This window comes from Holdemania filiformis DSM 12042 (genome assembly GCF_000157995.1).
Lineage (GTDB): Bacteria > Bacillota_I > Bacilli_A > Erysipelotrichales > Erysipelotrichaceae > Holdemania > Holdemania filiformis.
This window is the reverse complement of record NZ_GG657553.1, coordinates 290,176-310,215: the sequence shown is the minus strand read 5'-3', so window position 1 is coordinate 310,215 and position 20,040 is coordinate 290,176. Positions and strand designations below refer to the sequence as shown.

17 protein-coding genes and 1 pseudogene are annotated in these 20,040 nt (G+C 49.0%); 9 read left to right on the top strand and 9 right to left on the bottom strand.

All coding sequences use genetic code 11. The annotated features are described in order from the left end of the window. The first annotated feature begins 36 nt into the window (after window positions 1-36). Window positions 37-1,500: pseudogene (locus HOLDEFILI_RS03835) on the top strand (FAD-dependent oxidoreductase). A 249-nt stretch (window positions 1,501-1,749) separates the two neighbouring features. Here HOLDEFILI_RS03835 and HOLDEFILI_RS03830 read toward each other — a convergent pair. Further along, entirely contained in the window at window positions 1,750-2,547 is a 798-nt protein-coding gene (locus HOLDEFILI_RS03830; RefSeq protein WP_039863838.1) for an AraC family transcriptional regulator, read from the bottom strand. A 109-nt stretch (window positions 2,548-2,656) separates the two neighbouring features. Here HOLDEFILI_RS03830 and HOLDEFILI_RS03825 point away from each other — a divergent pair, with 109 nt between their 5' ends. Beyond that, complete coding sequence (locus HOLDEFILI_RS03825; RefSeq protein ID WP_006058125.1) at window positions 2,657-3,829, top strand: glycoside hydrolase family 88 protein; 1,173 nt, start codon at window positions 2,657-2,659, stop codon at window positions 3,827-3,829. A 10-nt stretch (window positions 3,830-3,839) separates the two neighbouring features. Beyond that, a complete protein-coding gene (locus HOLDEFILI_RS03820; protein ID WP_006058124.1) occupies window positions 3,840-5,867 on the top strand; it encodes an alginate lyase family protein in 2,028 nt (675 codons plus the stop codon). Window positions 5,868-6,026: 159 nt separating this feature from the next. On the opposite strand, the gene HOLDEFILI_RS03815 is transcribed toward HOLDEFILI_RS03820, so the two are convergent. The 3 genes from HOLDEFILI_RS03815 to HOLDEFILI_RS03805 form a co-directional block, all read right to left on the bottom strand. Further along, window positions 6,027-6,842: an alpha/beta fold hydrolase gene (locus HOLDEFILI_RS03815; RefSeq protein WP_006058123.1), complete on the bottom strand. Its 816-nt coding sequence runs from the start codon at window positions 6,840-6,842 to the stop codon at window positions 6,027-6,029. A 132-nt stretch (window positions 6,843-6,974) separates the two neighbouring features. Further along, on the bottom strand, window positions 6,975-7,454 hold the full coding sequence (locus HOLDEFILI_RS03810) for a hypothetical protein (protein WP_006058122.1): 480 nt from the start codon (window positions 7,452-7,454) through the stop codon (window positions 6,975-6,977). A gap of 145 nt (window positions 7,455-7,599) precedes the next feature. After that, window positions 7,600-7,995, bottom strand: a complete 396-nt coding sequence (locus tag HOLDEFILI_RS03805) for a hypothetical protein (RefSeq protein WP_208854941.1) — start codon at window positions 7,993-7,995, stop codon at window positions 7,600-7,602. 455 nt (window positions 7,996-8,450) lie between these two features. Between HOLDEFILI_RS03805 and HOLDEFILI_RS03800 the strand changes: the two genes are divergently transcribed. Further along, entirely contained in the window at window positions 8,451-8,858 is a 408-nt protein-coding gene (locus HOLDEFILI_RS03800) for a hypothetical protein (protein ID WP_006058119.1), read from the top strand. A gap of 131 nt (window positions 8,859-8,989) precedes the next feature. Next, window positions 8,990-10,264, top strand: coding sequence for a hypothetical protein (locus HOLDEFILI_RS03795; RefSeq protein WP_039863834.1), 1,275 nt, complete (start codon window positions 8,990-8,992; stop codon window positions 10,262-10,264). A gap of 424 nt (window positions 10,265-10,688) precedes the next feature. Here HOLDEFILI_RS03795 and HOLDEFILI_RS03790 read toward each other — a convergent pair whose 3' ends face one another. The 4 genes from HOLDEFILI_RS03790 to HOLDEFILI_RS03775 form a co-directional block, all read right to left on the bottom strand. Next, on the bottom strand, window positions 10,689-11,387 hold the full coding sequence (locus HOLDEFILI_RS03790; protein WP_006058117.1) for an RloB family protein: 699 nt from the start codon (window positions 11,385-11,387) through the stop codon (window positions 10,689-10,691). Further along, window positions 11,377-12,606: an AAA family ATPase gene (locus HOLDEFILI_RS03785; protein ID WP_006058116.1), complete on the bottom strand. Its 1,230-nt coding sequence runs from the start codon at window positions 12,604-12,606 to the stop codon at window positions 11,377-11,379. The genes HOLDEFILI_RS03790 and HOLDEFILI_RS03785 overlap by 11 nt, the downstream gene beginning before the upstream one ends. 257 nt (window positions 12,607-12,863) lie before the next feature. Beyond that, on the bottom strand, window positions 12,864-13,475 hold the full coding sequence (locus tag HOLDEFILI_RS03780; RefSeq protein ID WP_006058115.1) for a hypothetical protein: 612 nt from the start codon (window positions 13,473-13,475) through the stop codon (window positions 12,864-12,866). 118 nt (window positions 13,476-13,593) lie between these two features. Further along, window positions 13,594-14,469, bottom strand: coding sequence for an HAD-IIB family hydrolase (locus tag HOLDEFILI_RS03775; protein ID WP_006058114.1), 876 nt, complete (start codon window positions 14,467-14,469; stop codon window positions 13,594-13,596). A 480-nt stretch (window positions 14,470-14,949) separates the two neighbouring features. Between HOLDEFILI_RS03775 and rsmG the strand changes: the two genes are divergently transcribed. The 4 genes from rsmG to HOLDEFILI_RS03755 all read left to right on the top strand — a co-directional run bounded on the left by rsmG (window position 14,950) and on the right by HOLDEFILI_RS03755 (window position 18,259). Continuing rightward, the gene (gene rsmG / locus HOLDEFILI_RS03770) at window positions 14,950-15,651 is read left to right on the top strand and encodes a 16S rRNA (guanine(527)-N(7))-methyltransferase RsmG (RefSeq protein ID WP_006058112.1); all 702 of its coding nucleotides are present in this window, start codon (window positions 14,950-14,952) and stop codon (window positions 15,649-15,651) included. Between the two features lie 12 nt (window positions 15,652-15,663). Then, complete coding sequence (gene noc, locus HOLDEFILI_RS03765; RefSeq protein WP_006058111.1) at window positions 15,664-16,440, top strand: nucleoid occlusion protein; 777 nt, start codon at window positions 15,664-15,666, stop codon at window positions 16,438-16,440. Window positions 16,441-16,602: 162 nt separating this feature from the next. Beyond that, a complete protein-coding gene (locus HOLDEFILI_RS03760) occupies window positions 16,603-17,397 on the top strand; it encodes a ParA family protein (RefSeq protein WP_006058110.1) in 795 nt (264 codons plus the stop codon). Continuing rightward, a complete protein-coding gene (locus HOLDEFILI_RS03755) occupies window positions 17,384-18,259 on the top strand; it encodes a ParB/RepB/Spo0J family partition protein (RefSeq protein ID WP_006058109.1) in 876 nt (291 codons plus the stop codon). The genes HOLDEFILI_RS03760 and HOLDEFILI_RS03755 overlap by 14 nt, the downstream gene beginning before the upstream one ends. Window positions 18,260-18,361: 102 nt before the next feature. Here the strand turns inward: HOLDEFILI_RS03755 and HOLDEFILI_RS18205 are convergent, their stop codons facing one another. After that, window positions 18,362-19,903 (bottom strand): polysaccharide deacetylase family protein, encoded by a 1,542-nt coding sequence (locus tag HOLDEFILI_RS18205; protein WP_167317118.1) that lies wholly within the window; start codon window positions 19,901-19,903, stop codon window positions 18,362-18,364. Between the last annotated feature and the right edge of the window lie 137 nt (window positions 19,904-20,040).

Genomic DNA, 20,040 nt, shown 5'->3' with positions numbered 1-20,040 from the left:
GATACACAAGTTAAGTATCGAAGGGAGGAAAGTGTTATGGCATTAAAAAAGAAAAGCTTCCTGCTTCTGCTCAGCACGATGCTGGCCACCGCGGCCGGCTGTTCCGCAGCGCCGCAGAATCCATCCGCATCCACCGCTGTTCCGACAGCGGAATCCCAGATCAAAACTGAAGGCGATGTGATCGTCATCGGTGCGGGCTTATCCGGTTTGTCCGCTTCCGTGCGGGCAGCGGAACAAGGCGCGGAGGTAATCCTGCTGGAAAAGATGGCCTATGCCGGAGGCAACTGCATTCTGTCGACCGGAATTCTTCAGGCCGCCGGAACCCGGCAGCAGGCGCAGGCGGGAATTGAAGATTCCCCGGAATAATACGCGCAGGATATGGCGCAGGGTGCCAGTGCGGACCGCGATCCTGTTCAGCGGGAACTGGTCAGCGCGCTGTCCGGCGAAACGCTGGACTGGCTGGTCGATAACGGTGTCGAATTCTCAGACAAGGTGACGCAGGGTGTCGGCAGTACGGCCTATCGGGCGCATCAATCCATGCCGGACGCGAACGAGCTGGTTTCCGGACTGAAGGATGCCGCTGTCCAGAAGGGCGTGACGATTCAATATGAAATGCCGGTTCAATCGTTCGTGACCGACGATCAAGGACGGGTGACCGGTGTGATCGCCAGTCAGAACGGACAACCGGTCGAATATACGGCCAAGGCTGTAATCATTGCCAGCGGCGGTTTCGGCGGCAGTCCGGAAATGCTTTCTAAATATTGGGGCGACGAGTATGCGAAAATGACCTATGCTGGAAGTCCGGGAACGACAGGTGAGATGATTGAGGAAGCCGCAAAACTGGGAGCGAAATTAACGGATATGGATAAAGCGGCCTATGGCTCGCCGACGGTTGAGGTGAGTAAGAATATGCTGATCACAGCGATGGTGCTTTCCGGCGGAGCGATCCTGACGGATTCAACAGGGAGCCGCTTCTGCAATGAGACCGGTGATCCGTTCGACACGTCAAAAAGTGTGGTCGAGACGCAGGAACCGTTTGTTTTTGAGATTTTTGATCAAAATGTCGCTGATAATGTTTACAAGGTTTCTGTTTATCAGAATATGGGGATTGTGGAACAGGCGGACACCGTGGAAGAACTCGCTGAAAAAGTAGGTTTGCCTGCGGATACCCTCAAAGCGACAATCGAGCAATATAACGCGGCTGTTGAAAGCGGAAAAGATGAGTTTGGCCGAACCATCTTTACCCAGCCTTTGACCACCGCGCCATTCTACTGCGTTAAGGTAGCAGCCGGAGGTGTCATGACCTTTGGCGGATTGACGCTGGACGATCAATGCCGGGTCTTAAAAGAAGACGGCACCGTGATCGAGGGTTTATACAGTGCCGGGGAAGCGACTGGCGGCTATCGGGCTTACGGTTATGTCTGCGGCGACGCCAACGCGCATGCTGCGGTAACCGGAAAAGTCGCCGGAGAATCTGCCGCCGCGTATGCTGCTCAATAAACTGCGTGTTCGCTTTGCCGATCTTGTAAATATCAAAAAGAGATAAACTATATACATGGGAAGCAAATCAATCAGTTCTTGTATGAATGTGGATTAACAAAAAGCGAGTTGTTTCAAGCAAAATTTAAAGCTTGAAACAATTCGCTTTTCTTTTATTCACTATTATGTTCAATAGCGGATTAAGGAATTTCTTTCTGGTTTCTGATGAGGAAAAGTATAGACCAGTTTTGCAGTCATGCATGATCAACGCTATCCGTGGTTACTTTGATAATTTTCTTTGAGTTTAACACTGCCTGCATGCCGCCGCTGATAGACCTTGGGTGATACTCCCTGGATTTCCTTAAATAATTTGGAGAAATAAAACAGATCGTCAAAGCCTGACTGCCATGCGGCTTCACTGACAGAAATATCCGGTTCGCTCAGCAGCTGAGCGGCTTTGCGGATTTGGAGTGTGCGCCAGTATCGCAAAGCGGTAACCCCCGTTTCCTGCTTGAACAACGCGCCGCAGTACACGACGTTTAAGCCGCTGACCCAAGCGAGATCCTCCATGGTGATATTCTGCGTCAGGTGCGATTCGATGTAGCTTTTCATTTGTCGGACATGCGGATTTTCCTGCATTGCCCAGGCTGACTGATACAGCTCGTCCAGAATCTGATAGAACAACGCTTTGCAATGCAGCCGGGACAACGGCTTTTCTGTCAGCCAGTGCCGGTTAAAATCCTGAAATAACGGAAGATAGAAATCAAGCGAATCCAAGGTCAGAACCGGCCGAGGCAAGGCCGGCAGCGGCTGATCGCTGAAAAAATCAAAGGATTGCAGCGTCAGCGGTTCCTCCGCAAGCCGTTCGGCTTCCCGCAGACTGCCTGCCGGAATCAAAAGTACCTGATTTTCGGTTAAAATCTGTTCGTTTCCGTCAATTTTATACAGCGCTTTTCCCTTTAATATGAACACTAGATTGTTGTAATCGATGCGATCCTGTTTCACCCGCCATTCTAAAGTACATTCCCGCTGAATCGCATAGCGGAACGTCACGTTGAAATCCTGCATTTCCCTTCCTTCTTTCTTTAATTTATACAAAAAAACCTTAACCTTCCTATTTATCATAGCGAAAAATGATGATAAACTCAAGACAGAGAAGAAAGAGAGGTTTTCCATCATGGACCGTATCCAATTTTTAGATAAACCCCAAGCGACAAAAGCAGAAATCACCGCTGCGCTGGACCGTGCCTGCGCCCAGGTAGAAAAAAATCTGCCGGCGTTCACGTATCAATACCAGGCTGCCAGCAGCACCGATTTATTCTATCAGCCGATCATCAACAAGGACTGGACCAACGGCTTCTGGACCGGTGAAATCTGGCTGGCCTATGAACACACGAAAAAGAATATCTTCAAATATGCCGCACTGATTCAGGTGGAGGACTTCTACAAACGGATCCGTGAGGAATTCAGCGTTGATCATCATGACCTGGGTTTCCTGTATTCCCTGTCCTGCGTCGCGGGCTACAAGCTGACTGGCGATGAAACGGCGAAGAAAGCCGCGATCATGGCAGCGGAGAAGCTGATCACCCGCTTCCAGGAAAAAGGCGAATTCATTCAGGCCTGGGGCGAGATGGGCGATAAGGACAGCTACCGGCTGATCATCGACTGTCTGTTAAACCTGCCGCTGTTGTACTGGGCCAGCGAGGTCACCGGCGATCCGAAGTTTGCGGATATCGCGCATAAGCATATCCGCACCGCGATGAAGTGCGTCGTGCGGGAGGACTATTCGACGATTCACACGTATTTCTTCGATCCGGAAACCGGACTGCCGCTCAAGGGCGTCACGCATCAGGGCAACCGCGATAATTCCGCATGGGCACGCGGGCAGGCCTGGGGTGTTTACGGTACGATTCTGAGCTATCAATATACGCAGGATCCGGAATACCTGGAACTGTTCCGCCACATCAGCGATTACTATCTGCGCCATCTGCCGAAGGATCTGGTTCCGTTCTGGGATTTTGATTTTACTGACGGCAGCAGCGAACCGCGCGATTCCTCTTCGGCGGCGATCGTGATCTGCGGCTTTCTGGAAGCCGCGAAGGTGCTGGACAAAGAAGAAGCGGAATACTATACGAAGCTTGCGTATCAGATGATGAAATCGCTGATCGACAACTATGAGGTTAAGGATTGGGATTCGACCAACGGCATCCTGCTTCACAGCACCTATAACCGCCACACACCGACCAACACCTGCCGTAATAAGGGTGTTGACGAGTGCTGCAGCTGGGGCGACTACTATTATATGGAAGCCCTGACTCGGATGGTGACGGACTGGAACCGGTATTGGTAAGGAGCAAAGCATGAAGAAAAACGAATTTTTTGCACAGAAGAAACAATTTTTTGTCAATGACGTGGCGGCGGTGAAGGACTATGTTTTAACCCATTGCGCGCAGGATCAGATCGACAAGATCATCGCCAGGGCGGATGAAGCCTGCGCTCAGAGCTTCCGTTTCGATCTGCGCTGGGATATGGAATACACGGAAATTCCAGTCGTGTTTGAAAAGGAAATCAACTGGCTGCATCAGCCGGCGGATGACCCGGAATGGATCTTCGCGTTTAACCGTCATCATTTCTGGATCACGATGGGACAGGCGTATGTGCTGACCGGGGATGAGAAATATGCCGAGGCGTTCGTCAAACAATGCAAGAGCTGGATCTGCCAGATCAACCTGCGCGATCCGGACTGCGCCAACGCCTGCCGGACATTGGAAACGGGAATCCGGATGAACCTGTGGATCAAGGCTTTCTGTCTGTTCCGCAACAGTCCGGCGCTGACCGACGGTTTCTGTTCGCTGTTTGAGGAATCGATCCTCGAACAGGAAAAGTTCATCGCGGAAGTCTGGAACAGCACGAAGATCATTTCCAACTGGGGCGTGCTGGAAAACCACGGTTTGTTTACGGCGGCCTTGTTGATGCCGGAACATCCGTTCAGTGAGGAAATGCGCAAGGAAGCGCTGCGCCGGCTGGATCTGCAGCTGCAGCGGCAGGTGTATCCGGACGGTGTGCATTGGGAACAATCGACGATGTATCACAACGAGGTCGCGCAGGATTTCCTGGAAGTGAAGATTCTGGCCGACCGCAACGGCATCGCCCTGCCTTCCGGGTACAACGAGCGGCTGGCGAAAATGATCGACTTCTGCGTTGAACACCGCAAACCGGATGGAAACGAAATGGCGATGGGCGACAGCGACGATATCGACGTGCGCGACATCATCACCAAAGCAGCTGTCAGCTTCAACAATCCAGCCTGGAAAGCCGCCGGGTATCGGGAGTTTGATTTTGACTGTGTGTTTGATCTGGGCGCGGAAGCGGCGACGGCGTATGCTTCCATGCCGTCCCTCCCGTCCGGTAAGCGCAGCGTCATCTTCCCGGACAGCGGACATATTTTCTGGCACAGCGATGATTCCGCGGATCAAACGTGGCTGCATTTTACCAACGGCGTCCATGGCGGCGGGCATGCCCATGAGGACAAGCTGCATGTCGATCTGTTTTACCGCGGCGAGGATATCGTGCGCGACAGCGGCCGGCTGACGTATGTCGATAAGCCGGAACGGTATGAGTTTAAAGGGCCGAAGGCGCACAATGTCATCGAGCTGGACGATCAACCGTCAATTCGGTGCAAGCGTTCCTGGGGATATCATAAGCGTTCCTGGTCGCTGAACACACAGATGAGCGAAGCCGGCAGCTTCCGGCTGGCGCAGGGGGCGGCGTTAGGTTACATGGATTTGGAAACCGGCAGCGCGGTGCTCAGCCGGAAGGTGGTCTGGCTGCGGGAAGATCTGATTCTTGTCCATGACGAGATTTATGCCAACCCGAAGGATAAACATAAAATTGTGCAGCGCTGGCATTTTTCGCCGGACGCTCAGGTTATGCTGAAAGGCCAGACGGCGGGACTGACGCTGAACAACAGCGACTGCGAAGTGCTGACGCTGGCGGAGCAGGCCGAAGTCCGGCTGACGGAAACGCGGCTGTCGCTGCATTACAATACGACGACGCCGTCGGTCATGTTGGAAACCGAGCTGAACGAAGCGGGTTTCACTTCGATCACAACGATTTTCTCACTCAACCCGAAAGGGGAAAAAGCGCCGTGCTTTGCCGTACCGGCTCCGGTCAGTCTGGTCAGCCGGCAGGATCGTCCGTTTGCGAAATCGGTTGCGGAAGGCTGGGTGATCCAGAAGGGCGCCGATCAGTTTACCGTGATGATCGCGCATGAGGATTATATGGGACCGTCCGACGCGGTTTTGGTCAACGAGCGTCAGGGCATGGGACATGTGATCGTCTGGTCCGGACTGGATAAAGAACAGTGGGGCACGACGCTGGCCTATTAAACGGACTGTCAAGGGAATCAGTTTAGAATCAAGAATCAAAAGCAAAATAAAAGACTCTCGCTCAACCGGAATGATCAAAATCCGCATGAGGGGGAGTCTTTCTTTGTTTTGAAGAACTGCCAGACTGTGATGGTCAGAGGGAACAATCTTGGCGGATCGCTATGTCTGGGTTAAGAAATCAAGGATTCGTTGTTGAAAATCGCCGGTTTCCTCATAAGCGGCATGACCCAAGCCCGGATAAATTAAAAGAGAAGAGGTGTTCAACTTTTCAGCCAGATCACGGGAAGCCTGAACGCCGACGATGTGATCGCACTCGCCCCCGATCATGAAGACCGGGCAAAAGATCTGATGGATTTCTTCCAGCGCGTCATGATCAAGACAAGCCTGAGCCTGCGTGAGAAACCGGTCGAAGGTCTGAGTTTTTCCCAACCAACTGAGCAGAGGAAGGAACCGGCGATATTTTTTGAGATAGGCTTCGGAATAAGACATTTCAGCTGTATCGGTCATCAAACCGGAATAATCCGACTGGTTTGCCATGCGGATCCAGTTTTGGAGGACATCGCGGGTCATCTGAGCAGGCTGCGCTGTGGTGAGGGCCAAGACGAGCCGGCTGACTTGCTCCGGATAATCGATTGCGAGATACTGGGCGATCATCCCGCCCTGTGATACGCCCAGAACGGAAGCGGCTTTAATGCCTAATGTTTTCATGGCAAGAGCCTGATCGGCAGCCATTTGCCGCGTGGAATAGATTGGGGGCAGCGTATTCCGGCGGCTGAACAAATAAACTTTAAAGTGCTGGGCAATCAGCCGGTAGCTGAACGCAAAAGAGAGCGCCTGAAACTGACCATGAACGGGAGCCAGTCCATCGCTCAATCCGGGCAGAATGACCAGTGTTTTTGAACCTTGGCCAAAGACAAGATAATTCATCGTATCGCCGTTGATGGCAACCTGAGCGCTGCGGGCAGAAGTGAACATCGGAATTCCCCCTTTTGAAAGATATCATTGTATTTCTTTGCGTTCCCTGAACTTGTATAAAGTCCTGCGGATATTCAAATTTCTAAAAATCAGGGTAAGAGAATGGGATTCATATCCTTTCCCGGGAAATAATCAGACCGCTAATTTTAGAAATGTTTCCTCAGCGGCAGGTTTTATTAGATCACGCAGAATGTCAGGCAGTTCCATGACGATCAAGCGATCATCATTTTTGATGGTCCAGATCACAGATGCCGAATAACCGGAGGAAGCGGGATCTGAAACGGCCATGGTTTGTTCCGTCCATTCTACATCGCCAGATTCGCGGAGCGTTTTATTGGGACTGTTGAAAATCGTGGACAGACCGCAAGCTTGATCACGCTGTTGTTCATTCACATAGAAAAGCACAGGTTCACCGGATTCAAGCTGAATTTGGTAGGTGGTATAGCTGGCGGTGGCAGCGGAAGGCAGAGCCAGGACAGGCGTAAAATTTTCTGCCCAGATCAGGGTTCCAATCACTTTCATCTCCTTGCCTGCCTGAAATTGCCGCTGAGTATCAACGAACAGGAAAGGGGCGCTGCGAACCTGAAGTCCAGTGCAGGCCGGATTTTCCATGGAATTCAGAACCCGGATATTTTCGTTGCGGTAGATCAGACCGCCGACTAATAAAAGCAGGATCAGCAGGCTGATAAGAAGGAAGCGATGTTTTTTTATGAGCAGTTCTCACTTTCTAAAAGCGTAACTAAAATCGGAATTTCACTTATTTTGTCTGAGTTTCGATCAGGTGACGGAAAGTTTTCTCAACGGTTGGCTGAATCCGTTCGATCAGGAAGTCAGCAGCGGAGATCTGAATTTCATAGGTGCGTGTCTGAAGCGTCCAGATTCGATCGAATCGGACTTCAGACTGAGGGCTGTTAACCGGTTCGTCTTGCTCAAACCAGACAACGCCGTTTTCTTCTTGAATCAGAGTGCGGTTAAGATCGGACGTGAGTGCGAATTGACAGCTGAGCGGCTGGTGATTGAGATGCTGTTCCAGCACGGTCAGCCGATAACCCGGGCCCTTTGGATTCAGCCGAACCCTGTAATCCCCTACGATCCCCCAAGGTGAAGAAAAGAGAGCCAGTCCAGGAAGGTACTCACGGGTTTTGATGTCCATGCTGAGAAAGGTCATATCATCCTCTGCCTGAAACTGCCTATTGAAATTTGGAAATAGAAGCGGTGAATTCTGAACGGATAACCAGTAACAGGGATGATCGCTCGTCCGTTCCTGAACGACATGAATATTTGCCGTCCGGTACAGCGCAAGCAGTATTAGAAAAAGGATGAATATTATAGAACTGCGGCGTATTACGATATTCTTTTTCATGCTTTCACCTTTAACTTCCTTTTTGAATGATAAGGCAAGTCAAACTTTTCTTCGTAAGGCTTAGAAATTTCTACTTTCATCTTACCAATGAAATCCGAAAATGGAAAGCAATCTTTGAAATATAGATGAACGTGGGGAAGAAAATCCATTCTGTAAAATAAGGAAGGTTTAGTAAACCTGAAAAATCGTAGTTGAGCTTTTGGGGCAGGCTATTTATACTGAAATCAAGAGGTGATGAACAATGATTGAAACGTTTAGAGTTAAAACCAGGTCTGGATGAATTTGAACGCATTGTGCTTCTTTATAAGGCACAGGATGGAAAAACATTCATCGGCCATTCTTTCTATTACGGCGGCCGTGATGGTTCGGAATATCTGTTGTTCCTGTATAAAGATCCGCTGCCTCAGGGCGGCTTGCTGGAAGGCTGGAATGAATTAGATGAAACGTCCTATCATATCACGATCGTCGGCGTTCATGATCACCGGATCGCGGTTGAGGACTTCCTCGTCTGCCACAATCCGGAGCTGACCTGGGAAGATGTGGTCTATGTGCCGGTGCATGATTTTACCGAGGTGGACAGCGTCTACAAAGAACTGGATCCGCAGCCGGGCCGGGCGTATGCGTTTGTGATTGGAAAGAACGCAGCAGAATAACAAATCAAGCATCACAGAAAAATGAGCGGACATGCCGAAGGAAAGACGGAAGTCCGCTTTTCTTTTTGAAAGGAAAAGCGGCATGGGGAATATGTTATAATAAGAAAAAAGAAAGAACAGGAGGGTTGGCGATGAGTATTGGACTATCGTTTGAGGCGCAGATTCAGGATGTAAGTGAAGCCCGGGAAGAAGTCATGGACTTAGCGGAACAATGGAATATCGCGGCTTTTCCGGATGAAAACAGCGTGAGCTTATCGTTCTGCCCGATCGGTATTCTGGAGATTCAATTTGAACAGGAAGAAGCCAATCACTGGATTATGTCAGGCGAGTGCGTGACGACGCCGGCCGGACCGGGGCTGCACAAAGCGGTCGCTGATTTTATTGAAACGCTGGCGGATCGGCTGGATCTGGAAATTCTGTTTGACGATGAAGCGGAATATATGGATTATCATGATTTTAAGAAAATGGCAGAGGATCATTTTTATCCCTGGCTGGAAACGTTAATGACAATTCCGATTCATCAGCTGGAAGAAGAGGAATATACCAGTCTGTGCTTATGCTGGGATCTGAACGAATATATGCCGCGGGAAATCCCGGGCACCATCATTACGCACATGGGCCGGTTCTCGATCACCGCGTTGGCGGAGAAGCTTGAAGACGGCATCGAAGCGTTCGCCGATCAGTTCTTCCTCTGGAAGAATCCGATCAAAGACGCGCTGTATTACCGGAACTGCGCGTTGAATGAATTGTGGGAGCATTGTTATTTCGCGCCGTCCTCCCGCAGCGAATTAGACCGGCAAATCAACGGGTTTATCTTCTCCCATCTGGAACAGGCGCTGATGATGGATCGGACGCTGCCGTTTCCAATCGAAGCGTACTACAAGCTTTGTCAGCTGGATGGCAAGGATCCGCTGGATCTGACAGGCGTTCCCGAACTGCGGTATGAAACGAAGATCGGGTATCGGCGGGATCAGATCACACAGGATTTTGGTAATGTTAAGTTCATATTCCCTGGGAAATATAAATATGAATATAAGCAGACGGAACAAGGCCGGGGAATTAATTTATGGACAGATGAAAGCGATCCGCTCTGTCCGCTGTGGCAGATCACCGGGTTTTCCCGCAATCAGGGCGATGCGGTTTTCTTTGAACAGGGATTTGAAAAAGTCCGGGATATCGAGGAATTCCAGGCAGGTGAAGGGATCTGCCGGTATGGCTGGTATTCATCGAATGACGAGCTTCAGCTTGCGGCTCAGATTATTTGCGGCGCGCAGCTGACGTTGATCACCGTGACTCTGCATGACGAAGAACAACGGGATAGTGTTCTTGAGTTGCTTCACGGAGTCCGGGCGCTGCTTCCCAAAGAGGAAGTCCGTCAACAGGCGACCTATTCTTCGCGGCAATAGTTTTGTTTTCCTTGCATACTAAGGCGGAAAAGGATCCGGCTTGGCAGGAGGATCGGGGATACACAGATACTGATCTATAAGTTGTTAAAGAATAAAAATCAGGTTTCACAGATTAAAGAATGAGAGCGATTCTATGAAAAAAAGTAAAATATTTGCATTGTTATTTTTGTGTTCCGCTCTGACAAGTTATATATTTAGAAATGTGGATTCTTTGACCGATGCTTTTATAGTGCTTAATAGCTTAACCTTTATAATGACCCTCATATTTTTGACAATTGAACATATACAGAATAGAAAATAACTTAATCAGCGTGATCTATTTTGAGAAAATGTGGGGTAGAAATTTAAGACGATGATTCAGCGAGAGCTGATATTTCTTTAACCTAAAAAAGTCTGAGTAAACCAGACTTTTTTAGGTTTTCTATTAAACAAATCGCATTCTCATAGCTTCAGGCAAATACTTTGCAAGTTCCTCTACTAATTCATAAACTTTTGTGCCCGGCGCCATTTCAGCGGGCGTCTTTCCTGCGTGATTTTCAATAATTCGCTTCGCATATCGGATTGCAAGTTTCGGATTACCCTGAAAAGCAAGAATATCAAATATATTCTCCATTTGTTTTTGATACTTTCCTATTCCAAGTTCGTTAAACTGAGAGTTTAGAAACTCTATATAAGCCGACCTGTGATTGTTGGATGTATAGTAGGCAAAATGAAGCAAAAACCAGAATTCTATACACTCGTTGCTCCACGCTGCATGATATTGCAGATCTGGATTGAGGAGATTTAAATGCTTTATTCTATCAATTACCGCATTAAAATTTTTAGCGGGAAAACTGTCTTTATCATAAACGCACCAGATCTGTCCCTTTTGGATTTTATTCTTTGCTGCATATTTTTCTGCTGCTCCAATAACACGTAAAGTCTCTGCCTGACAAGGTTCGATTTGAATGCGCACCATTTCGCGATAGATGGGGTTACTTTCAATACCTTGTTTAAAACCTTCGAAATAATTGGGCTCAGTTCTTTCTCCTTCACAAAAAATGTAAAAGTTATGAAGTTTAGGTTCAAGATAATCCTGACGCCGCTTTTTCTTCCAATCATCACGCTTGTTCTTATTCGGCATTGACATTCCCCCAGTCTATAATCTTTTTAAGGTAAGGATCCGCACCGTATTTTCCCTCCAGATATTGCTTGTCGAATTTTGCATCCTTACGGATTGATTCACCTTTATTATTTTTGAATTCAACCAAAGAATAAAGCTTGGAATTTTGATCCTTGCCTTTAGCGACGAACCAAATTTCATCACGGCGAAAAATTTCACTACTCATCGTAGATAAGTCATGGGATGTAAAAATCAATTGCGCATTTTGGCGATTGATTTCCATATCGCTAAAAAGCATAATCAGGTAACGCAGTAAAAGCGGATGAAGTTTAGCATCCAGTTCATCGATAACCAATGTCGTTCCATTCAATAAACTGCGGGCAATAAAAGGAAGCAATGCAAATAATTTTTGTGTTCCGCTTGATTCCTCTGCAAGGTTTAATTCTGTTTCCTGATCCTCGACCCGATGGGTAGTAAAGACTTCTATATGGTTATTCTCTTTTTTTCGAATGCGGAAATTCACAATATCTAAATCCATTTCCTGAATCATTAACAAAACAAGCCGTTTAATTTCTTCTGAATCTGAAAAGGCTGTTTGCACCTCTTGTATTGGATTGCCATAATTGAGAAAGCGAAGCTTTCTTTCAAACCAATGAAAGACGTCGCCAATGACTTCGTTTTTTCGATAAGTAATGCCAAGGTAAGAGAGAAGTGGTAATGTTTCAGAAAGTCCATCACTAATCTTTAGTTTAGAAAGTGAACCTTTTAGCGCAATCTCTTTTTCGCTGCGTTCAAATAGAGCGGATTTTCTTCCAGTAAGTAATTTTATACGATCAAGTTTTTCATAAATGACCGACGTTCTTTTAATAACAAGAATATATCGGTATTCTGCCACTGCCGTCCGGAAAAAAAGTTCAAATTCAGTAGGCTTTTCCTGGGTATCCAGCGAAAAAGCATAGGGTTCTATAACGAGGTTTTTCCAGAGTAAGGTTGGATCCTGGACGTTTTCCGCAGCATATAGAGGACGCAGCACTTTTGAGGATAATGTCTGCAACGCTTCTAAAATGTTGGATTTTCCGCCTCCGTTTGGACCATAAAGTACAGAGACAGGAAGAAACACCTGATTATCTTTATCTTTAATTACCCGATCTTCATGCTCAGTGATGGCGGCCGCCTGCATATCCAGTGTTATTTCATCGCGAATACTCTTAAAATTTTTCACAGTAAATTGACATAACATAAAGCGTTCCTCCTGCCTGAATAAAGTTATTCTATGATCTTATTATAAACTGATTTTTAGTTTTTGACACATAATATGAGAAAAAATCTCAAATTTATGAATAAAAATACATTTTCTCTATCCGCCTGAAATAGTGATCTTAATGAAGAAAAAGAAAATATTATTCTCACGCTGGCAATTCATATCAAAAAAGGTTCAGGCAAAAGCGCCAAAACCTTCAAGCTTCATTACTTAAAAATGGATAATCGAAACTATCTTTATCGGAGCTTAACTGTGATCAACAAAGCCCGGTCGGCATCAACCCGTTCCGGATGTTCTAAACTTTGCATCAGATCGTTGACCTCCATCGAAAGCTGTCCATCATGGACGCCGTCTTTTTCTAGAATCAAAAGCAGCGGCACCGGTTGATTTAATTGAACGTCGACGGTTTTATCCAGACGATCCGTTCCGCGCGCGCCCCAGTCCGAAGTGAAATAAGCGCCGTCTTCGCCGATTGGAACGTTGGGAGAAGAAACTCCGTCACAGGACCAGGCAAAGCGGGACTGATCGGTTAAAACCTGGATCATCAGGATTTTATCGTCATGTTCAAGCATCCCGCTGGTTCCGCCGCCCGCCTCCTCCTGCCATTGGTGGTCCGCCGTTAACGTCCAGCTTTGAACTTCCAGTCCATCGACGGTTTCGTTGAGATGTAAGTCAAAAAAGAAAGTGGAATCTCCCTGCGGCATCAAATGAAGCAGGGACTGAGTATCTTCCGAGATTGTGTGCGGCGATAGGCTCAAGGAGCTTGGAGAAGCTGGAGTGGTTTGACAGCCGGCGAACAGGGCGGCAAGTCCCATGATTGCTAAACTGCGGATTATTTTCTTTTTCATACAATTTCCTTTCTGATCAGACGAAGCTGAATTGCGGAGCGGTGAAATTCTTACAAAGAAGCCGGAAAGTTAATCACTAAAGTTTGCCGGGAAGAAATTTTCAGCGGTGAGATGAAGCTTAAGACTGACGGAAGACTGCGGGAAAGTTTAGATCTTCTGCGTCTGACGACTGTCCGCATGCCGCGTTGTAGCGCAGGCAGGCATCGATCAGTTCGTGCACTGAATCTACGGAATAGGGAACCTGAGATTTGATCGCAGGACGAGCGGAATTCATCACGAAGCCATACGGAATACTTTGAAGCATATCCAGATCATTCTGTTCATCACCGATCGCTACGGCCTGTTCCCGTTCCAGACCTAACCGATCCAGAATCTCCAACAAAGCCGCTCCCTTGCCGCAGCCCTCGCAGCTCATTTCCACCAGATCCGGTCCGCTGCTGGTCACGGCCAGCCGGCCTTGGAAATGCCGGGTGAAGTAATCCAGGAAAAACGGGAGTCTTGCCGGATCGGCCAGAACCATAAAAACCTTATTGGGATACGCCGTTTGCGGCTGTTTCAAATAATCGCGGACCTGCCGCAAATAAAGATCCTCAGGAAATCGTTTTTGAATCAGACTGTTGGCCTGGTAGGTGATGCGCTCCATGATATCGATATCCAGTACGAAATCCAGTTCATTGCGAAATGGCTCGCACAGATTGCACAGCTCGTTCAGCTCCGGCGGCATGACTTCCCGGCTCCACAACAGCTGGTCGTTCAGTATCACCTTGGCGCCATTGCAGGCGATGATATCGCAGTCGATCGCGTATTCGCGGATGATTTCCGCCCGCGTACACGCCCGTCTTCCCGTGGCGATCAAAAAACGATGGCCCGCTTCCGTCCAGCGGACGATCGCGTCGCGGTTGGCCGGCGTCATTTTCCCCAGCTCCCGCGCGCCGTAATATAACGTTCCGTCGAGGTCGCTGGCGATCAGCCGGATTGGTTTTCTGTCCTTCATCTCCAGTTTCTCCTTTTCTCCCTGAAAAACCTGCTAAAAACAGAGTAGCATAATCGTGGTGGAAAGGCAAATCCGACTGCGATTTCCTTTATGTATCTTCCTTATTAATAGTAGAACAATGCTGGTCACTTCTCTTCATTGTAAAATGCGAACTTTGCCAGGGACGATGCTGCCCGGACTGAATCATGATTGATCAATCAAGCCCGTGGGGAGTCGTGAGGATCGGGTCTGCGGATAAAGAAAGCGGAAGCTCCGCAATCTCATGGTGAAGTTGAAGAATTCCGCAGAATTCGCAAAAGAATCCTCAAAGGAAGACAAGGCTTACTCATATAAGGAAAATCCAGATGTAAAAACCCGGAACAAGTTTCAGAAGAAAGCGAAATCTCGGGGATGAAAAACGATGAAACATCAATTTCATGGGAAGAAGTGCTTTAGAACAGGAGAGAATTTTGCTATAATAACCCATGCGGAGGATGCAGTATGAAATGGGAAGAATTTATCGAAGCCTGTCGTCAGAAGGAAATCGGATGTTCCGCCCGACAGCAGGAACAATTTGTGCGGTATGCGCAGCTGCTGCAGGAATGGAACGAAAAAATGAATCTTACTGCCATCACGGAATGGGAGGAAGTGCTGGAAAAGCATTTCTATGATTCGCTGGTTCCGTTTGCCGGCATGCCGCTGAACACAGTTCACCTGTGCGACGTCGGTGCGGGCGCGGGTTTTCCTTCCCTGCCGTTAAAAATTATGAATCCTCAATTGAAGATCACAATTTTAGAACCGCTGAATAAGCGGGTTGTTTTTCTCAAGGAAGTATGCCGCGAGCTTCAGCTGGACAATGTTGAATGTTTGAACGTCCGGGCTGAGGACTACGCGAAAGAACATCGCGAATCGTTTGATTTGGTTACGGCGCGGGCCGTCGCGAATCTGCGCGTGCTGGCGGAGCTGTGTCTGCCGTTAGTAAAAAAGAACGGAATGTTTGTCGCCATGAAGGGGGCCGCCGGATTTGAGGAACAGATCCAGGCGGAGAAAGCGACGAAAATTCTGGGAGCGGAATTGGAGCGCGCCGAGGAAGTCCATCTGCAGGATGGCTCGGCCCGTGTGAATCTGACGTACCGCAAAGTCCGATCCACGCCGCCGCAGTATCCGCGCGCTTATGCGAAAATCAAAAAGAATCCGTTGTAAAGGAGTGTTTTTATGAGAGAAGTCCGGGAAATATCAATCGAACAGATTCATCCCAACCGTCATCAGCCGCGGCTGGAGTTTAATGAAGACGCACTGATGGAGCTGGCGCAGTCGATCCGGGAGAACGGTCTGATTCAGCCGATTACTGTCCGCGAGGATGAAGATGGTTATGAAATCATCGCCGGAGAACGCCGCTACAAGGCTTGCATTCTGGCCGGCTACAGCGAAGTTCCATGCAATGTCATGAGCGCCGATGAACAGAAGCTGGCCGAGCTGGCGTTGGTCGAAAATATTCAGCGCGAGAACCTGACTTCGATCGAAGAAGCCAAGGCCTATATCCAGATCATGCGCTCCGCTGGGATGACGCAGGAAGAACTGGCGGCCAAAATGGGAAAATCCCAGTCCACGATCGCGAACAAGGTCCGGTTATTGAATCTGCCGGATGAAATCCAGGAAGGCATTTCCTCCCGTAAAATTACCGAGCGGCATGCACGGGCGCTGCTTTCGGTCGAACCGGATAAGCAGCAGGAAGTCTATGAGAAAATCGTTAAAAAAGGGATGAACGTCCGTCAGGCGGAACAGCTGATCACCAGCATGAAAGAAACGCCGCAGACGAAACCGGAAGCGAAAAAACCAGTCTTCAAAGGCTTTGCCCGCAATATTAAAATCGCGGTCAATACCATCTATCAGGCGGTGGAAATGGTGCGCCGGACCGGGATCGCCATTGAGACCGAGGAAGCGGAAACGGATAATGACGTTCGGATTATCATTAAGTTTCCAAACAAGTAACGAAAATTCACCTCATTTCCAATCGGAAAGTGCCTGATAAGGAGAACTCTGAGATTTACTCGGATCTTCCGGTTTCAGACCGGATGGCAATCCGATGGCGATGAGGGTTGTGCTCTGTGAATACCGAGTGTGGATATAAATTAAGATAAAGGATGTGAAAAAATGGGAAAAATTATTGCCATCGCCAATCAGAAAGGCGGCGTCGGAAAAACGACGACAAGTATCAATCTCTCCGCCGGACTGGCCTATCTCGGCAAAAAAATATTACTGGTCGATTTTGACCCGCAGGGCAACGCGACGCAGGGCGTCGGCGCGACTCGCCAAAGTTTTGTGAAAAGTATTTATGACGTTATCATGACGGAGGTTGAAGTCAAGGACGCTGTGAAAACCATGAAGATTCCGCCGCTGGATATTCTGCCGGCGACGATCGACCTGGCCGGGGCGGACCTGGAAATGGTCGAATACAAATACGGCCGTGAAAAGCTGTTGAAAAACAAGCTGGTCGCTGTGAAGAATGATTACGATTACATCATCATCGACTGCCCGCCTTCGCTGGGGCTGCTGAATACCAACGCCCTGACGGCCGCGGATTCTGTGATCATTCCGGTGCAGTGTGAATACTATGCGCTGGAAGGGTTGACGCAGCTGTTGTCGACAATTCGTCTGGTGCAGCGTCTTTTCAACAATAAATTGATGATCGAGGGCGTATTATTGACGATGTTTGATGCGCGGACCAAGCTGAGCGTCGAAGTTCAGCAGGAAGTCCGGCGGTATTTCAAGGAGCGGGTGTATAAGACCTACATTCCCCGCAACGTTAAGCTGTCGGAAGCCCCTTCCCGCGGCGCCACGATTTTTGAATATGACGTAAAATCGGAAGGAGCCAAGGCCTACGCATCGTTAGCAAAGGAAGTCATTTCCTATAACGCAAAGGAGGCAAAAGCCAATGAAAAAGGATGAAGCCCGGCTGGGTAAAGGCCTGGGAGCCATTTTCGGCGATGATTTAAGCAATGTGATCGAGGAGATTCAGCAGGGCGACGAGAGTCGTCAGAGCGAGATCAAGCTGTCTGAGATCCGGCCGAATCCCTATCAGCCGCGTAAAATATTCGACGATGAAAAGATCGGCGAGCTGGCTCAGTCGATCAAGGAGCATGGTGTTTTCACTCCGGTATTGCTGCGCAAATCCGTCAAAGGCTATGAGCTGATCGCCGGCGAACGCCGCGTCCGCGCCAGTAAAAAGGCGGGATTGAAGACGATTCCTGCAATCGTCATGGAGTTCACTGAAGAACAGATGATGGAAATCTCGCTGCTGGAAAACATTCAGCGCGAGGACCTGAACGCAATTGAAGAAGCCCAGGCGTATCAGCGCCTGATCGAACGGCTGGACTACACGCAGGAAAAACTGGCTCAGCGCGTCGGGAAATCCCGTGAACACATCACCAACACCCTGCGGCTGTTAAAGCTGCCGAAATCCGTCCAGCAGCTGGTCACGGAGAATAAGCTGTCAATGGGGCATGTGCGCCCGTTAGTCACAATCGAGGACGAGGGCGAAGCGTATGATCTGGCAATGAAGATCGCTGAGGAAGGTCTGTCTGTGCGCGAGGTGGAACGGCTGGTCAAGGAACGGCAGGAAAAACCGAAACCCAAGGCCGCAAAGAAAGCGGAAGACCCGAATCTGTTGTACGTCGAGGAAGTCATGCAGAACAGGCTGCAGACCCGCGTCAAGGTGGATAAGAAACAGATCGTTATCCAGTATTCCGGCACGCAGGACCTGAACCGGATCCTGGAATTGATTCATTGTCTGGAAGAAACAGAATCTTAATGGAAATAGAATGAGGGCATATCCCCAGCTCAGATCGGGATATGCCTTTTTTGTATTTCAATGACTTTTTCAGTCAGGAACTTGCGTCGCTTTCCGTTAGTATCATTGATCGGTGAGCATCACAGACGAACCGTACGTATCTGGATTTCCGCTGAAAATTTTCTGCCCCGGAAGCATTTCCAGCCCCTTCGCCTGCATCAGTTCCTGAACGGTGACGAGCTGATAGCCCATCGCTGTCAATTGCGGGATGATTGCTACGGCTGCGTCGGCGGATTCTGCGTGGATATCGTGCATTAGAATGATGTCGCCGTCTTCCACCTGTTCAAGGACGTAGCTGATCGTCTTCTGGGCATCGCGGGTTTTCCAGTCCAGGGTGTCCATGCTCCATAGAATCAGCGGCGTATCGGCAGCTTCTCTGACTTGTTCGCTGACAGCGCCGTAGGGCGGACGCAGTGTTTTTACCGATACCTGCTGATCAGTTAACTCGCCGATCAGCTCATTAACACGGCTGAGCTGATAATTCAGGCGATCCCCTGACAGCTTGGTTAAATTCGGATGATCATAGGTATGCGACGCGATTTCACTGCCGCTTTCCGCAACTTGTCTGACGACGTCCGGATAACGCTCGACATTGGTGCCGACCATGAAAAATGTCGATGCTCCATCGTAAGTCCGCAAGGTTTCCAGAATACGCGGCGTGTTCTTGGGATGCGGACCATCGTCGAAGGTGAGCGCCACCATCGGCTGATCCGGATCAATAGTTCGCGGGGGGATGAATAAATCTTCGCGGTCCTCTGCCGGTTTCAATAAGAAATGCGATCCCAGCTGCGTCCGGTTCACCGACCAGCGCAATTGATTTTGGGATTCTTGAAAGAACATTTCCTGTCCGGACATTGCCGGGTTAGTTCTCTCTATTCCATTATCTGAGCTGTCTTGCATTTCATCGCCGCTTGCTTGTCCATCCTCTTTGGGTTCTTCCGTTTCCGTGGAGATCGCCATGCCTTCCGGAAGCTTCAGGAAGAACGTCAGCCGGTCGTCAGCATAATAAAACTGAGAGAAATTTTCCGGAATCGGGGAAGTCGCCTCGATCATCGGCAGCGAGTAAGCCAGGGAGTGAGTTGCTTCCTGGTTTTTCATCGCGTCCCGGAATAAAGCGGAGATCCGGTTCAGCCCGGTTTGATCGAAAGCCCGATCCGCGCCGACCAAAGCTCCTGTCTGTTGATCAAGAAGATAACCCCAGCGTTCTTCCTCGATGTGATCGCCAACTTTTTTCTGAATCAGGTAAACTACCGACACGGTGTTTTGTGCTAAGGCTTCGGTATGATAGTCTGCTTTGATTAATAGGGGATCCGGGTCTTCCTGTCTGGCAGCCGACAGCTCCGATGGTTGGACATATTCCGCGGTCAGCGTGTTCATCAGCTGCTCAGCCTGTTTTTTGGCCGCACTCTGAATAGTCTGCGGTTCCTGCGGGTAGAAAACGACAATTTCCACGGCGTTTTGTTTTTCGTGCAGCGTCTGATCCAGCTGACGATCCTCCGCTTCGAGAAAGTCTGGCTGTTTGTTTTTTGGCGCGCGCTGCGGGAATGGGAATAGGAGAACGCTCAGCGGCGCACTGAGGCCGACGAGGATCAATAAGATCTTCACCCAACGAAATCTTAGCCTTCCATCACTTGTTTTTTTAATTTCCGCTTGCATAAGCTCTCCTCCTTCACCCTCTTATTGTTGCCGGATTTTGTCGAATCATAAAAAAGACGAGCACCGGCTCGATGAATTCAAGTAAA

What these genes read in the sequence shown, in the direction of transcription:
- HOLDEFILI_RS03785 (WP_006058116.1), bottom strand. Translation starts at nt 12,606, where the DNA reads ATGTTATGTCAATTTACTGTGAAAAATTTTAAGAGTATTCGCGATGAA.
- HOLDEFILI_RS03795 (WP_039863834.1), top strand. Translation starts at nt 8,990, where the DNA reads ATGAGTATTGGACTATCGTTTGAGGCGCAGATTCAGGATGTAAGTGAA.
- HOLDEFILI_RS03810 (WP_006058122.1), bottom strand. Translation starts at nt 7,454, where the DNA reads ATGGAAAATCCGGCCTGCACTGGACTTCAGGTTCGCAGCGCCCCTTTC.
- rsmG (WP_006058112.1), top strand. Translation starts at nt 14,950, where the DNA reads ATGAAATGGGAAGAATTTATCGAAGCCTGTCGTCAGAAGGAAATCGGA.
- noc (WP_006058111.1), top strand. Translation starts at nt 15,664, where the DNA reads ATGAGAGAAGTCCGGGAAATATCAATCGAACAGATTCATCCCAACCGT.
- HOLDEFILI_RS03755 (WP_006058109.1), top strand. Translation starts at nt 17,384, where the DNA reads ATGAAAAAGGATGAAGCCCGGCTGGGTAAAGGCCTGGGAGCCATTTTC.
- HOLDEFILI_RS03820 (WP_006058124.1), top strand. Translation starts at nt 3,840, where the DNA reads ATGAAGAAAAACGAATTTTTTGCACAGAAGAAACAATTTTTTGTCAAT.
- HOLDEFILI_RS03825 (WP_006058125.1), top strand. Translation starts at nt 2,657, where the DNA reads ATGGACCGTATCCAATTTTTAGATAAACCCCAAGCGACAAAAGCAGAA.
- HOLDEFILI_RS03830 (WP_039863838.1), bottom strand. Translation starts at nt 2,547, where the DNA reads ATGCAGGATTTCAACGTGACGTTCCGCTATGCGATTCAGCGGGAATGT.
- HOLDEFILI_RS03790 (WP_006058117.1), bottom strand. Translation starts at nt 11,387, where the DNA reads ATGCCGAATAAGAACAAGCGTGATGATTGGAAGAAAAAGCGGCGTCAG.
- HOLDEFILI_RS03815 (WP_006058123.1), bottom strand. Translation starts at nt 6,842, where the DNA reads ATGTTCACTTCTGCCCGCAGCGCTCAGGTTGCCATCAACGGCGATACG.
- HOLDEFILI_RS03775 (WP_006058114.1), bottom strand. Translation starts at nt 14,469, where the DNA reads ATGAAGGACAGAAAACCAATCCGGCTGATCGCCAGCGACCTCGACGGA.
- HOLDEFILI_RS03760 (WP_006058110.1), top strand. Translation starts at nt 16,603, where the DNA reads ATGGGAAAAATTATTGCCATCGCCAATCAGAAAGGCGGCGTCGGAAAA.
- HOLDEFILI_RS03805 (WP_208854941.1), bottom strand. Translation starts at nt 7,995, where the DNA reads ATGGACATCAAAACCCGTGAGTACCTTCCTGGACTGGCTCTCTTTTCT.
- HOLDEFILI_RS03780 (WP_006058115.1), bottom strand. Translation starts at nt 13,475, where the DNA reads ATGAAAAAGAAAATAATCCGCAGTTTAGCAATCATGGGACTTGCCGCC.